The sequence below is a fragment of the Streptomyces sp. NPDC091649 genome, from assembly GCF_044756785.1.
Classification (GTDB): Bacteria; Actinomycetota; Actinomycetes; order Streptomycetales; family Streptomycetaceae; genus Streptomyces.
Window position 1 is genome coordinate 1 of record NZ_JBIVTR010000035.1, and the last position, 12996, is coordinate 12996.

Here is a 12996-nt window from a genome sequence, read left to right on the forward strand (position 1 = left end):
TCCCCCAGCTGGCACTCCAACCCTCGAAGCACCGCCCCAGGCAAACCCGTGAACTGGCGCGGAAAGCACGACACACCAACAAACAAACGCAAGCGGGGGGGGAAGCCAGCTGTTGCGGCCTGAGCTTCCTCGTATCGAGGGAAGCGGCTTGGCGATTCTTCGTCTGTGCCTCTGATCGCTGCTTGGTAGATCCAATAGGTGGGGTGGATTTTGGCTGAGCTGGGCTGCCACCCCGGGCGGCCTCCTCATGAGGTAGGTAGCCCGGTGTGTTGCGAAACGGAGGCGGTGATCGAGGGATCGAAGCCTCAGCGAGGTCTCAGACTGCCTGGCAGAAAAAATCTGATGGCCAGTCATTTAAGGGGACGCACGGTCTACTTCAGCCCTGAGGGAAGCATCAAGTAACACCCAAAATACCTTTCGCGGCTTTTGCCACATCCTTCGCCATGTGATGTGCAACACATCTTGAGCCAATCTCCTTGAGGGAGGAAGAGTCAAGAGGTCTAGACATCCCATGATTAGACGAATTAAGCGGAATCTATGGCGCCGTCTCTTGAAGGGCTCACGAGCGGTTGCTGCGGCACGTCGTCCTGGGCTACGGAGCACCTCTTCCCGGCTGCTCGACCGGCGTGCCCGGAGATCGCCACGCTGCCACGGGTAGGTGGGTCGGCTGTCGATTCGTGCTGCACCGCAGGGGAGGATAGGGGGATGACGCGCCCGATGCTGAACCAGCGGGAGGCCGCCGCCGCGTGCGGTGTGAGCCGTACGACGATCCGCCGACGCCGTGAGGCCGGGGACCTGCCCGGCGCGGTCCAAGACCCGGCGCGAGGGTGGCTGATCCCTGTCCCCGATCTCCTCGCCGCCGGGTTTCGGCTGAACGCGCCCGCTGGCCCCGATACCCCCGCCGCGGATTCCTCTGCCGAGCACGGCGGGAACTACCGCCAGGAGCACGGAGACGTCCAGGGCGACGTGGCCGGGCTGCGGGCCGAACTGGAGCGGATGCGGCACGAGCACGCCCTGGCGGTGGCCGAGGCCGAGCACGGGCGACGGCTGGCCGAAGTGGAGGCCGGTCACCTCAGGGAACAGCTCGGCGTCCGGGCGGAGCAGCTCGCCGCGCAGACTGCGCATATCGCGGACTTGCAGCAGACGGTACGGGCGCTGATGCCCGCACCGGAGCGCCCCGAGCTGGGGCCAGCCGTTCCCGGGCAGGCGCAGAGCGGTCTTCACCCCGCCCCGGAGAGGCAGGAGCCGGAGGCCGCAGGCGGGGAGCAGTCACGGTGGTGGCGGCGTACCTGACCCACCGACGTGCCGGAGGGCGGCACCCCGTGATGGGGGCCGCTCTCCGGCATGTGGTGCGGCATCAGCTGTTGGGGCTGTAGCCGTTCTGGAGCAGGGTCAGCGCTGCCGAGCGCAGCTCGGATGCGGTGGTGCGTCCGACGCCCAGCGCCTCCTGGATGTCGGCCAGCGGCACCGATTCCAGGGTGACGCCTTCTCCCCCGGACGCCTCCAGCAGCATCCGGGCGACCCTCCGCTCGTTGCGCTCGCGGGGGGAGAGCCGGGCGTAGTCCTCGTGCTCGATGGCGGCGGCCTCGATACGGGCGGCTTCCGCGCGCAGCCGGGTCGCTTCCAGAGCTGCGGCAACTGCGTCCCGCTCGTCCTGCGCCGCCTTCGCAGCAGCAGCCTTCCGGTCGTCGGCGATCCGCTCCGCCTGCTGCTCCCGGCGCTCCGCCTCGACGGCCGCCTGCGCGTTCTGCGCCCGGAGCTGGATCGCTTCCGCCTGCGCTCGCTCCGCCTCCAGGAGGTCATCGGCCGCGCGGCGCTTCGCCGCCGCCGCCTCCGCCGACTCCAGCGCCGCCGTCTCCTCGACGGCCTGGCGCTCCGCCGTCCGGCGATGCTGCTCCGCCCGCGCCTTCGCCGCCGCCGTCCTGGCCTCCGCCTCCGCCTTGACGGCCTCCGCCTGAGCCTTCGCCGTACCGGTGCGGGCGGTCACCTGGTGCCCGGCCTCCTCGATGTCGGCCTCGTCCGTCAGGGTCGCGATGCGGTCCGCCTTGCGCCGCAGCCGCTCCTGCTCCGCCTTCGCCCGCTTGCGCTCCGCCTCCTTCTCCTGGCGCTCCGCCGCCTCGGCCGCCCACTTCGCCGGGAGGGCGAGCGCCTCCTCGACGGTGTAGCCGCGGGGGGCCATCGTCATCGGCAGGCGCTCCTCCTCGGTCGCCCTGGAGAGGTCGCCTCCGTGCTTGTGGCGCAGCCAGACCTCGTATCCGGCGAGTGCCTGCTCGCGCTCCACCATCTCGTCGTAGGACCGCACGGTGGCCAGGCGCATGCGCCGGTAGAGCTTGCCGGTGCGGACCGGGGAGAGCACCCAGCGGTGCAGCGGGATACGGTCGGAGGCGGTGCCGTCCTCGATCCGCGCCGTGTGCATCAGCAGCCGGCGGGCCGCCTCGACCCCGAGGACGAACAGCACGGGCATCACCGCGTGCGACAGGGCGCGCAGCGGGTCGGCGGCCAGGCCGTCCCAGATGCTCGCGTCCGGCTTCTCGGAGAGGCCGTCAGCGGCGTTGAACACGACGGTGGCCAGCGTCATTGCGTGCGCGGAGAACCGCAGGACGGGCCAGGGGCTTCCCCGGCGGACCATGACGAGATCGAGGGCCAGGAGCGCCACGATGCTGGCGTCGATCCCGATGGGGAACCAGAAGGCGAGCGTGGCGCTGAACCCGTGACCGAGGGCGAACCGCTCCAGGGTGCTGTAGGAGGCGGCGAACCCGATGACGCCGACGAGCGGCATGCCGATCGCGGCGACGGCCAGGAGGAGCCAGCCGACCGCGCGGGCGCCGATCCCGGCCGGGGGGGCGGCCACGGTGGCCGGGGCCGGGCGGCCGGCGGCCCCGGCCGTGGACAGGGGGGTGGCGGCCACCCCCGGCCCACCCCGGCCGCCCTTGCGCGGTGCGGGCGGAGCGTGGTCCGTGACTGCCGGAGCGGCCGGGCTGGCCGCCGGAGTGGCCGGGGCCGCCTCCGGAGCGGCCGGGGCCATGGCCCCCCGGGTGGCCGGGGTCTGGGTGTCCGTCAGCGTGTCGGTCATCCCGGCAGTCTGCCCCCTTCCGGGTGTAGCCGGAGCACCGGCCCGCCGATCCGGAGCGGGACCGGACGGAACCGGAGCGGGCGGGAGCGGGGTGTACGTCGTCTGGCTCATCGGGTCTCCGTACGTCAGGTGCGGCGGAACGCTGCAAGTGCGCCCCGGGCGGACAGCCGGTCCGCCCGGGGCGCGGTGAGGGGCGGTCAGCTGGGGCAGACCGGGCAGACCGGGGACTCGGTCCATGCCTGGCATTTCGCGCACTGGTAGAGGTGGCGCAGCACCGGCAGGCGGACGAGTCGGCGGCGGATACGGGTACGAGTGCTCATGCAGTCACCCCGGTCTGGATCCACGCGCCGCACCGTCCGCATACGAGCTGGGGGCCGCTGGGCTGCATGGGCTGTCCGCAGCACGTCATCTACTTGCCGCCCTTCGAGCCGGGGACCGGCTTGGCCGGAGCGGGGAAGTGACCGCCGCGCGAGCCCTGGTAGGTCGTCTCGTGCCGGGCGTCGGGACGGGTTCCGGGGACGGTGCTGATCTTCTTGTCGTTGAGTGCCACGATTGGGGCTCCATCTCTCGAAGGTGGAACCGGAGCGCCTCTTCTTCCGCCAAGTCGATGGAGGCGCTTCGGTGCGTGCGGGGCTGCCGTCCGGCGGCTCCCCGCCCCTTCCCGTGGTCTGGTCACGGGGAGGGACAGGCAGCCGCCGGTCAGACGACGATGTGGTTGATGTAGGGGTAGCCGTGGATGCGCACGTAATCGGCGTCCATCGCGTCGGCCATCTCCTCCGCGACCAGGGCCTCGGGGGTGGTGATTCCGTTGCCGTTGGGGTCCTGGAGCCTGATGCGGAGCTGGTAGGCGGCGTTGACCTCGTAGGCCATGGCCACGGGGTCGCCGGGGTTCTTCCAGCGGATCGTGATGCCCATGTGGATCATCCTTTTCTCGGTGTCCCGACCCCTTTTGGGATCGGTGGTTCGGGTGTCCTGCGGCCGATAGGAAAGGGCGTCAGGGGGGTGTCAGGGGGCGTTAGGGCGGGTGATAGAAACCCTGGTCACAGCGGTGATAGGGCGGTCTATCGGGCTTCTTGGGCCGACCCTTGGGGAGCGGTCGGGGAGAGGGTCTGAACGGGGTGCTGACGGCCCCCGGGCAGGAGGCGCAGAGCGGCCGGAACCGGGGCCCCGGCAGGGGTCTGGACGGGAGGCTGCTCGGGGGTGGCGGGGGCGGTCTCGGCGGGGGCCGGGAGGTGCCTCTCCCCGACCGGCCGGGCGGGGGTGGCGGGGCCTCCCCCGGCGGGGGTCTGGGGGCGGGCGGCCAGGAGCGCGGTGGGGGTCATGCCCAGGGCGGTGGTCGCGGCGTCGATCCGGACCCCGACGCGGGTGGTGGGTTTGCCCGCGATCCGGTAGCCGACCTTGTCCTCGACGGGGATGCCGCAGGACTCCACCCAGGTGCGCCACTCGGCCTGTTCGGTGGTCGCGGGCAGCAGCCCGGCCTCGATCGCGGAGTCGAGGACGACATCGAGGTGGAGCCCGGCGCGGCCGGCGGACTCCGCACCGGACAGAGCGGCCACGAGATGCCACAGGAGCGCCGTTCCCCGCGCCTCCTCCGGGTCCTGGTCGTCGGCCGCGCCGTCCTGGACGTCGCCGTCGGCCTCGGTGTCGGCGGGCGTCTTCGGGGTCGGCGGGGGAGGAGCGACCGACCAGGCGGCGACCGACCAGCCCAGTCCCCCGGCGGCGAGGAGGCCCAGCCGCCACTCGGCCAGCGCCGCCAGGTACGGCGCGGTCACCGCGGCGAGGGTGGCGACCGCACCGGCGGCGAGCATCCCTCCGAGCGCGAGGTAGGCCAGCGCCTCCAGGGCCGGGCGCCGCCCGGACGGGGCCGCCCCCAGCGCCGCCAGCGCCGCCAGCGCCGCCGCCCGCTCCTCCTCCCCCTCCACCTTCTCCACCGCCTGCGCCCGCTTGGTGTACGCGGCGAGAGCGGCTGCGGCTTCGGGGTCGTCGGACGCCTGGTCCCACGCCCACCGCAGCGCGCGGGCCACGCACCCGCAGCCCATGCCCGCCAGCACCCATGAGCCGGACACCAGATCGGGGACGGCGCGGCGCAGCGGCAGCACGGCGAACACCTGACGCAGCGTCCCGGCCGCCACGCCCCCGGCCGCCGGTGTGGTCTCCACCGCGTCGGCGGCGGTGTCCACGGGGGTGCCGGTGGCAATGTCCACCACCGTGCCGGTGCCGCTCTCCACCACCGCGTCGCGGACCTCGGTGGGGGTGTCGGCCGCCACGTCGGCCGCCGCGTCGTCGGCCGTGTGCGCGGCCACCATGTCGGCGCTCACAGGGCACCCACAATCGACGCGAGCTTGAGGACCAGGCCGACGCCGATGCCCCAGATCCCCCCGGCCTGGCCGTAGATCACCCCGGCGCTGATCCCGAAGAACGCGGGCCAGATGAGCTTCTGCCACTTCGGGACGAACGTGAGGATGGTGAGGGCGAGCGCGACGCCGCCCATGCCGATGTTGCCCATGCCCGACCCCTGGATCAGGGACGTCGGAACCTCGCTGATCCCCTTCACGACCGAGCCCCACAGGTCCCCAGCCGCGACGGCGAGCGTCCCGAACGCGATGCCGAAACCGCCCGCCTTGTCGCGGTCGAGCTTGACGCGGTCCGAGCCGCGCAGTCCGAAGAGAAGCAGGAGGCCGGTGGCGAGGGTCAGTCCGGAGATGCCGACCGATCCGAGGACCGGCCCGGCCGCGATCACGGTGTCCGTCGCGGCGAGGAGAGAGACAGACATGCTCACAGGAGGGCTCCGGGGGCGTAGAGGAGGGAGGAGACGACGACGGTCGCCAGGGGGATGCGCAGGGCCCAGCGCACGGGCCGGATCAACTGCGCGGCGGCGGCGCGGCGGTCGATGCCGTACCAGCACGCGGCCGCGAGGGGGGCGACGGCCAGGAGGGGGGACAGGAGCGTTCCCCACGGCTCGACGGCGTCCAGGACGTCCCGCACGAGCGGTGCGGTCCCCTGGCCCCACAGACCGCCGACCACGGCCGCCAGCGGGCGGGCGACCAGGCCGAGACGGCCGGGCAGACCGGTAAGGAACCCGCCCGCCTGCCACCCGCCGTAGACCGCGCCGACGGTGAGGCCGCCGGCGGCGAGCTGGGGCACGGACACGGTCATCCGGCCCATCAGGTCCGCGCCCGCCATCGGGTCACCGGTCAGCGACCAGAGCGCCAGGTGACCGGCCCCGGCCGCCGCGCCGTTGAACGCGAGCCACCGCCACCGCGGTTTGGCCCCCTCCTCCGGGGCGGCCGCCACCGGGGCCGCTCCGGCGGCCGGGACAGCGGGGGCCCGCTTCGCGCGGCGCAGCCTCGCCCGCCCTCCCGTCGTACCCGCCTTGTCGACGTCCGGGGACTCCACCGGCGGTGAGGGCTCCGACGGAGCCGGAGGCTCCACCGGCGGCGAGGGCTCCGGCGCGTCCGGAGGCTCCACCACCGGAACAGGCTCCCGGTACTGCTGGAGCCGCGCCTCGTGCTTGACGATCCTGGCGTCCAGGCGCTCCCGGTCCGTGACGGACACGGGGTCGAGCCCGGCGAGACGCTGAGCGATCCTCGGAGCCACCGGAGTGAAAGGCACGTCCGTCACCGTGCTCCGGCGCGGCTGCTCCTCCCGCTCCGCAGGCTCCACAACGACGGCGGGCGACGGGGCGACGGGAGCGGGGGCGGGGGCGGGGGCGGCAGGAGCAGCCACCGGGCCGGCCTCCAGCACATCATCGATAGAGGCGAGAAGGTCTGCCACGTCGGTGCTCATCGGCCCGCCTCCGCCCCGTTGGGGGGCCGCACACCGAACCGCTGGACGTGCAGCGCCCGCCGGTCGGCCTGCCGCATCCCGCCCCGCACACCCACGACCTGATACGTCGTCGGGCACTCCGTGAGGTCCCGCTCCAGACACCAGTCCCGCACCGGGCACCCCGCGCAAACCGCCAGCGCCTCCCGCTCCGCCTGCGTCGGGCCGTTGCGCGGCTCCGACGGGTAGGGGTGGAAGATGTCCGGGTCCATGCCCGCGCAGGCCGGAACACCGGCAGGGCCACGGTCCGCGACCAGCGCGGCCGCACTCGTCGAGAGCGTCACAGCGCACCCCCGACCCGGCCCGACCCGAACCGGCCGATCGCCTCGACCATCAGCCGCTGCGCCCGCACCTCGTCAGCGCCCACCACGATGTACCCGTCCGGCAGCGACAGCGCCGGGAGCTCCACCGGCTCCCGCTCCACCCAACTCGGCCCCACCGGGAGGATCGTCCGCGTCACCACGACCGCCGCCTCCGGCTCCGGCTCCCAGCCGTCTTCACGCTCCTGGCGGTCGATCTCCTCCGCCAGCGTGGCCCGTAACCGGCGGACCATCCGCTCTGCAACCATCAACACGTCGGTGCCTCGTCCCTCGCTGGGTTGGTCCGACATGCGGGAGAGCTGTAGAAGCACCTCTCCCGCTGCCCGGCCTGGTGTTAGCCGCACCAGGCCGGGCATCTGCGTTTTCGCAGGTCGGAACGTTGCCTGCTGCATCACCGGCCGCGAGACCGTTTAATGCCTAGGCGTTATTGAGAATGCACCCCCGAGGGCGTACTGTCAATAAGGACTAGGCGATAAGGTGGCTCAGCAGATAGACCACCGCGCCAGAGAGGAGGGACCGAGCCATGACCAGCTCTGGAGACATCGCCGCCGACCTGCGACATCGCATCGACGCGGGCGTGTTCCCCTCAGGGAGCAAACTGCCAACGAACGTTGAGCTGATGAGCGTGCACGGCGTGTCGAAGGCGACAGTCACGAAGGCAATCGCCGAACTTGTCGACCAAGGTCTGGTGTTCACGGCCAAGAAGGGCGGCACTCGCGTCCGACACAGGACACCGGTAACGCTGCCGCTCAGTCGGTATCGGAGCGCGCTCACGCCCGGAGGGGTCGGAGGCCCGTGGGAAACCGCCACGGCCGCCGCAGGGCTCGACGGCCACATGCAGCTGATGCACGTGGACGCTATGGAGGCACCCGAGGACTTGGCGACTCTGCTCGAACTAAGTCCTGGCGACAGCGTGATCTATAGGCTGCGGCACGCCGTGATTCGGCCCGATGACCTCGTTCAAGTCCAACACGCCTGGTACCCCAGCCACATCGCAGTCGCCGCCGGCATCGACACCACGGAAAAGATCGAGGGCGGCATCTATCGAAAGCTCGCCGCTGCTGGACACCGCCGGGCATCCGCAAGCGAAACCGTGAGCGTACGGATGCCCACGACGGAAGAAGCGGTTCAGCTCCGGGTGGGCGGGCGCGTCTCGGTTCTGGCCGTAGAACGCGTCACCAGGGACACGAACGGGCGACCGCTCGAAGTCCTACGAGCGGTCGCCGCCGCCGACCGAATCAAGCTGAGCTATGAAGATCTTCCCCTGCTACCACCCGCTACGGAGGGCTAGCCATGACCAACCAAGAAACTGGTTGCCCGGAAGCGGTGGATTTGGCGAGCGCCGAATATGAAGCCGCGCTCAAGAAGCTGCACCGCGAAGAGGTGGCGGCAACTTTACGGGCGCGTAAAGGACTCCATTACGCGTCCGTAGGGGAAGATCGAAGCGGACCCAACCTTGTATCTCACGATGGGAATATCGTGGGGGAGACTCACACCACGTCCCCGGGAATCCTTCACGACTGGTACGCGGTGAGAACTGATGGGAATAAGTTCGGCCCATTCGTCACGGCCCGCGCCGCCGCTGCTGGTCTGATCAAGAGTTGGCGCAAGGTCCCGCCAAGACAGCGGGGCTGATACGGACAACTCGGAGCGCGGCCACCAGATGAAGGAGCGCTACCGACGCGGCGTAGTGTTCCGTGTACTAAAAGTTAAAGCCCGCCGTGGCTCCACTAGGGATTCGCAGTCCCGGAGTGGCGGCGGGCGACCTCGCTAGGTCTCCGTCGAGTGTACCCACGCAGTGCGTGGTGTACCTCGCGGCCCGTGAAAGGACGCCGGATGTCCGGCAGCAAGAAGGAAGACCACCCGTCGAGCGCGGAGGACGGGCAGCAAGTCGAGTTGCACCCACCCGTGGATGACGACGGGTGGCACGCGTCGCAGGTCCGGGACTGGATCGGCGTTTCCCCGGAGCTGAGCGATTCCGCGATTCGCCTGTACATGATCATGCGTGCCCTGGTGATCGAGAAGCGGGGCCCGGTGCGCAAGCTCACTCTGTGGGAGCTGTGCCACCTGTTGCCCAAGAAGCCGGTCGGGCCGGGGGAGAGGCCCGAGCCGTCGAGCGTGTCCCGCATCCGGAATCTCTTGCGGGAGCTCACGAAGATCGGTCTGGTGACGACGCCGGAGGGCCACCGGCTGACTACGTCGTCCCGCGCGCTGGCGGCCGGGCGCGGTCTGCGCATCCGCATCAATCTGATGCCGGTCAAGAGCTACCAGGGCCCGCGCAACGTGTTCGATGTCCTCGATGAGATCCGGGAAGCAGCCGAGTTCTCGGCCCGGCGGGCACGTGCGCGCGAGTTGGAGCTGGCCGCTGCGAAGCGGGCGGAGAAGGCGGCCCGGAGTGCGGGTCAGATTTCTAACCCGGGGGGGGTGGGTCAGATTTCTAACCCGCTGGGTCAGATTTCTGACCCGCCTGGTCAGATTTCTGACCCGCACCTGGGCGCTGACCTCGAAGATCGCGTTCCCCCGCTCAGTCCTCCCGCTCAGTCCTCCCGCTCAGACGTGCTACCTGCCTCCGTCCGTCCGTCCGTGCAGGTAGAGGACCCGCGCGAGGCGCGGACGGACGGACGGGGCGGCGGCATCGAGGAGGACCAGGAGGAGGGGCCCGTACCGGCCGGGAACGGCGGACAGGGGGGTGGCGTCACTGGTGACGCCACCCCGGGTTCCGGGCCGAAGGCAAAGACGGCAGCAACGGCGGGGGGTGCCCCGACCGGTGGTCCGGTGCGGGTGGACGCCTCGCCCGGGGTCGAGCTGCTGCTCGCGATCGGCGCGGCCCACCCCGAGCTGCTGCTCACCGGGCCGACGCTCCGGGACCAGGGCCTCATAGTGACCGGCCTCCTGGAAGCGGGGTGGCCGGCGCCGCTGCTGTGGGAAGTGATCACGCGCCCGCTGCCCGACCCGCTGCACAAAACCGTCGGCGCGGTGATCTCCGGCCGTCTCAAGGTCGCCGCCTCGATGCCGGTCCCAGGCTCCGCAGCCGGCGCGGCCGTCGTACCGCACCAGGCACCTAGCCCGGACCGTACGGCACCGGGGGAGGGGCGCCGCTGGGACGACGCCCCCACGCCCACCGCGACGCCGTACGCCGAGCTGGAGCGCCAGCAGGACCAGCTCCGGCGCGGGATCGACCTGAACCCCGGCTGCGAGGCCGACGACGGCCTCTGCCCGACCCTCGCCGTCGTCGGTGAGACCCGGTGCGCCCTCCACCTCGGCTGGCCGCTCTGCCCCGGCCACGACGGATACACCTGCACCGTCCGCACCCGCACCGGCGACCACTGCGCCACCTGCCAGGAACAGGCCCGCTACGCCCGAATCGCCGCCGCACTGCCCGTCACCGCGACCGACGACAACGGCACCTGCCCCGGCCACGGCGGACCCTGCGGCCGCGCAGCCCTCCCCGGAGACCCGCTCTGCGCCCGCTGCCGCGTCGCCTCCCAGCGCGACCGCGACCGCGTCCTCCGCGAGTGGGAGGCGGTCCGGGACGCCGCCGTGGAGGCGGCCAAGGCACAAGAGGCCCCAGAGGCGGCCCCAGCGCCGTTCTGAGCGGCGATCTCCCGTCCCGGGGCATTCCGGGCCGTCCGGGGCGGAGATCGGCGCTCAGTGACCCGTACGGGCGAGCGGCGGGAGAGGCTCCTGTCCGGCGACGGACTGAACGAAGGGAAGACGCTCAGCGGCGAGCCCGGCACACGTGGGCCGGCAGCGGATCGTCGTCATCAGTACGCGGCGTTGGTCGGCGCGCGGGTCGGTCCGGTACCGGGAGTTCACCGGGCAGATTCTCGCCCGGTCGACCGGCCCGTCCTTCCTGCCCAGGCCCGCCTTGGTGGAGCTGCTCGGGGAATGTCCCCCCAGGGTCGGAGTGTTGGGAAAGTGTGCCAAGAGTGCCGCGTAAGTGGGTGCAAAGTGGGTCCGCGGCGGGGGTGGCGACACTCGAGTGTCGTACGATCGTGGCAGCGGAAAGTTGTAAAGAGAGACGCCGCTAAGAGCAAAGAGGGCCTCCCACCGGGTGCAACCGGTAGTCGGCCCTCTCCGCAGGTACTGCGGTTACTGAGCCCGGCCGTCTACGAATCGGCCGGGCTCAGTGAGTCCGCACCGTACGTCCGGGTTCGCCTCCCGCTCGGTGATCACCGAGCGAACCACAGCACCACATCGGCGATCACCAAGATCACCGGAACCCAGTCCAGCACCGCCTGTCGGACCGACAGATGAGCGCAGTGGGCACACGGATCATCAGAGTTCACCGTGCCTCCCTTCGTTGACCCCAAGTAGCCCTCGGGGAGAGCCCGCACCGATTCCGGTACAGTCCAAGAGAGGTCAACTCGCGGAAGCAGGGCCCAGCTTAGACGAAGGTCCACCCGCGAATGAACCTAGAACCACAACATGTGGGATCTGAACCCGATCCAGCCACTACATCTAGTGGTTTTGGGCTGTTGAATCCCGGGCGTGTCGACCACCTTCGGCGCATGAAGTACTGCGCCGACCAGCCCTTCCTCCCGCCGCCGGCTTGTGGTCGCACTTGGCGTCGCCGAAGAAGTCCTCCATCTGCTGTTGGCGGTTGTGAGTGGGCGCCCTGGTGACAGCCGGTGGGAGTCAGCATGATGGCCACGCCTGTCCTTGCTCACGCTGCCTGGCTGTCGTGCTCACGGCTGCCACGAGGTGACCAAACTGCTGTTGTTGGGTGCCAGTCCCGAAGTCCGAGGACTGGCATGGAGGTGCCCGTTCACACGTAGATCCGCCGCGTGTTCTCGGTCATCCGGTCAGGCTGTCACCGGCGGCGTGCGGAGGGGGCAGTTTCAGCAGGGTCCCGCCGATCGGCGCGGGGCCGGGGTGCGGTGCGGTTCGGTGCGGCGCAGGATCGGGGCGTGGAGCCGACGGTGTCCCGTCCTGCGGGGTGTGCCGCCCTGACACCGTGCTCACCAGGCCGTCGTGACCGCCCGGGTGGGTCCAGATCCCCTGGAGTACGGCTCGGGACAGCCTTCATTCTCATTGAGACGACTTTCGTCGCGCAGATACAGCTCATCGCGAAAGATCGGCAAACGTGCGTTCGATGCCTTAGTGTAACTGGGTGATCACCTCCAGGGGTGGGGTGACTGCTGTGTGCGCAGTGATGCGCAGTGGGAGGGGACGTTATGAAGCTTGTACAAAAGGGATTTGCTGTCGCCGCGATGACGATCGGGGCAGGGGTGCTGGCTGCGGGTCCGGCCGTGGCGGCACCGTACTGGCAGTCGTTCAGCACGAATTCAAACTGGAGCTGCGGGGACACCCAGCGCGTGCCGAACACTTCGGTCTTCACGCAGGTATGCATCGTCAAGAACGACACAGGCACCTATCGTCAGGCTGTGGTGATCGTGAACAACCAGCAGGGCCGACAGGTGCAGATCGAAGGCGGTGTCGGTTCGAATTTCGGCAGCTCTGGGTGGTGTAATCGGTCCGACCTCAACCCGGGACTTAAGACCGCGTGCTTCGGAAACACTGTCAAGGCGAGCTCTGGCTCGGCCTGGTCCACTGTGGGCGTAGGGCTGTAATAGGCTGCTCCCGTTCCTTTGTCCGAGAAGCCGCCCCGGCGGTCTCTCGCCGCCGATCTCCCGTTTCGGGGACCCGCCCGCCACTCGGCGAGCGCGTCCCTGGCGGTGTCGATCAGGTCGTCGGCGGCCTGGAGCGCCCGTTCCCGGGCTTCCTGGAGCGTGGCCGGGCTGTCGACCACCCGGATGTCGTACGCGGCCTGTGCGGCGT

14 protein-coding genes are annotated in these 12996 nt (G+C 70.6%); 5 read left to right on the top strand and 9 right to left on the bottom strand.

What is annotated here, in order from left to right; all coding sequences use genetic code 11:
* Positions 1 to 705: 705 nt before the first annotated feature.
* The gene (locus tag ACIQMU_RS31325) at positions 706 to 1293 is read left to right on the top strand and encodes a helix-turn-helix transcriptional regulator (RefSeq protein ID WP_402690221.1); all 588 of its coding nucleotides are present in this window, start codon (positions 706 to 708) and stop codon (positions 1291 to 1293) included.
* Positions 1294 to 1357: 64 nt separating this feature from the next.
* Here ACIQMU_RS31325 and ACIQMU_RS31330 read toward each other — a convergent pair whose 3' ends face one another.
* The 9 genes from ACIQMU_RS31330 to ACIQMU_RS31370 form a co-directional block, all read right to left on the bottom strand.
* Positions 1358 to 3073, bottom strand: coding sequence for a DUF2637 domain-containing protein (locus tag ACIQMU_RS31330; protein ID WP_402690222.1), 1716 nt, complete (start codon positions 3071 to 3073; stop codon positions 1358 to 1360).
* Between the two features lie 197 nt (positions 3074 to 3270).
* Positions 3271 to 3393, bottom strand: a complete 123-nt coding sequence (locus ACIQMU_RS31335) for a hypothetical protein (RefSeq protein ID WP_402690223.1) — start codon at positions 3391 to 3393, stop codon at positions 3271 to 3273.
* An 89-nt stretch (positions 3394 to 3482) separates the two neighbouring features.
* The gene (locus ACIQMU_RS31340; protein WP_402690224.1) at positions 3483 to 3623 is read right to left on the bottom strand and encodes a hypothetical protein; all 141 of its coding nucleotides are present in this window, start codon (positions 3621 to 3623) and stop codon (positions 3483 to 3485) included.
* Between the two features lie 149 nt (positions 3624 to 3772).
* The gene (locus tag ACIQMU_RS31345; RefSeq protein WP_402690225.1) at positions 3773 to 3988 is read right to left on the bottom strand and encodes a hypothetical protein; all 216 of its coding nucleotides are present in this window, start codon (positions 3986 to 3988) and stop codon (positions 3773 to 3775) included.
* Between the two features lie 146 nt (positions 3989 to 4134).
* A complete protein-coding gene (locus ACIQMU_RS31350; RefSeq protein WP_402690226.1) occupies positions 4135 to 5391 on the bottom strand; it encodes a hypothetical protein in 1257 nt (418 codons plus the stop codon).
* A complete protein-coding gene (locus ACIQMU_RS31355; RefSeq protein WP_402690227.1) occupies positions 5388 to 5846 on the bottom strand; it encodes a hypothetical protein in 459 nt (152 codons plus the stop codon). The genes ACIQMU_RS31350 and ACIQMU_RS31355 overlap by 4 nt, the downstream gene beginning before the upstream one ends.
* Positions 5847 to 5848: 2 nt before the next feature.
* Positions 5849 to 6859 carry a hypothetical protein gene (locus ACIQMU_RS31360; RefSeq protein ID WP_402690228.1) on the bottom strand — a complete coding sequence of 337 codons (1011 nt, stop codon included), beginning with the start codon at positions 6857 to 6859 and terminating at the stop codon, positions 5849 to 5851.
* Positions 6856 to 7179: a WhiB family transcriptional regulator gene (locus ACIQMU_RS31365; protein WP_402690229.1), complete on the bottom strand. Its 324-nt coding sequence runs from the start codon at positions 7177 to 7179 to the stop codon at positions 6856 to 6858. The genes ACIQMU_RS31360 and ACIQMU_RS31365 overlap by 4 nt, the downstream gene beginning before the upstream one ends.
* A complete protein-coding gene (locus ACIQMU_RS31370; RefSeq protein ID WP_402690230.1) occupies positions 7176 to 7469 on the bottom strand; it encodes a hypothetical protein in 294 nt (97 codons plus the stop codon). The genes ACIQMU_RS31365 and ACIQMU_RS31370 overlap by 4 nt, the downstream gene beginning before the upstream one ends.
* Before the next feature lie 269 nt (positions 7470 to 7738).
* On the opposite strand from ACIQMU_RS31370, the gene ACIQMU_RS31375 reads away from it, so the two are divergent.
* From ACIQMU_RS31375 to ACIQMU_RS31390, 4 genes are all read left to right on the top strand, one after another.
* Positions 7739 to 8506 carry a GntR family transcriptional regulator gene (locus ACIQMU_RS31375; RefSeq protein ID WP_402690231.1) on the top strand — a complete coding sequence of 256 codons (768 nt, stop codon included), beginning with the start codon at positions 7739 to 7741 and terminating at the stop codon, positions 8504 to 8506.
* 2 nt (positions 8507 to 8508) lie between these two features.
* Positions 8509 to 8850 carry a hypothetical protein gene (locus ACIQMU_RS31380; RefSeq protein ID WP_402690232.1) on the top strand — a complete coding sequence of 114 codons (342 nt, stop codon included), beginning with the start codon at positions 8509 to 8511 and terminating at the stop codon, positions 8848 to 8850.
* Between the two features lie 201 nt (positions 8851 to 9051).
* Positions 9052 to 10809, top strand: coding sequence for a hypothetical protein (locus ACIQMU_RS31385; RefSeq protein WP_402690233.1), 1758 nt, complete (start codon positions 9052 to 9054; stop codon positions 10807 to 10809).
* Between the two features lie 1583 nt (positions 10810 to 12392).
* Entirely contained in the window at positions 12393 to 12788 is a 396-nt protein-coding gene (locus tag ACIQMU_RS31390; protein WP_402690234.1) for a hypothetical protein, read from the top strand.
* The last annotated feature ends 208 nt before the right edge of the window (positions 12789 to 12996 follow it).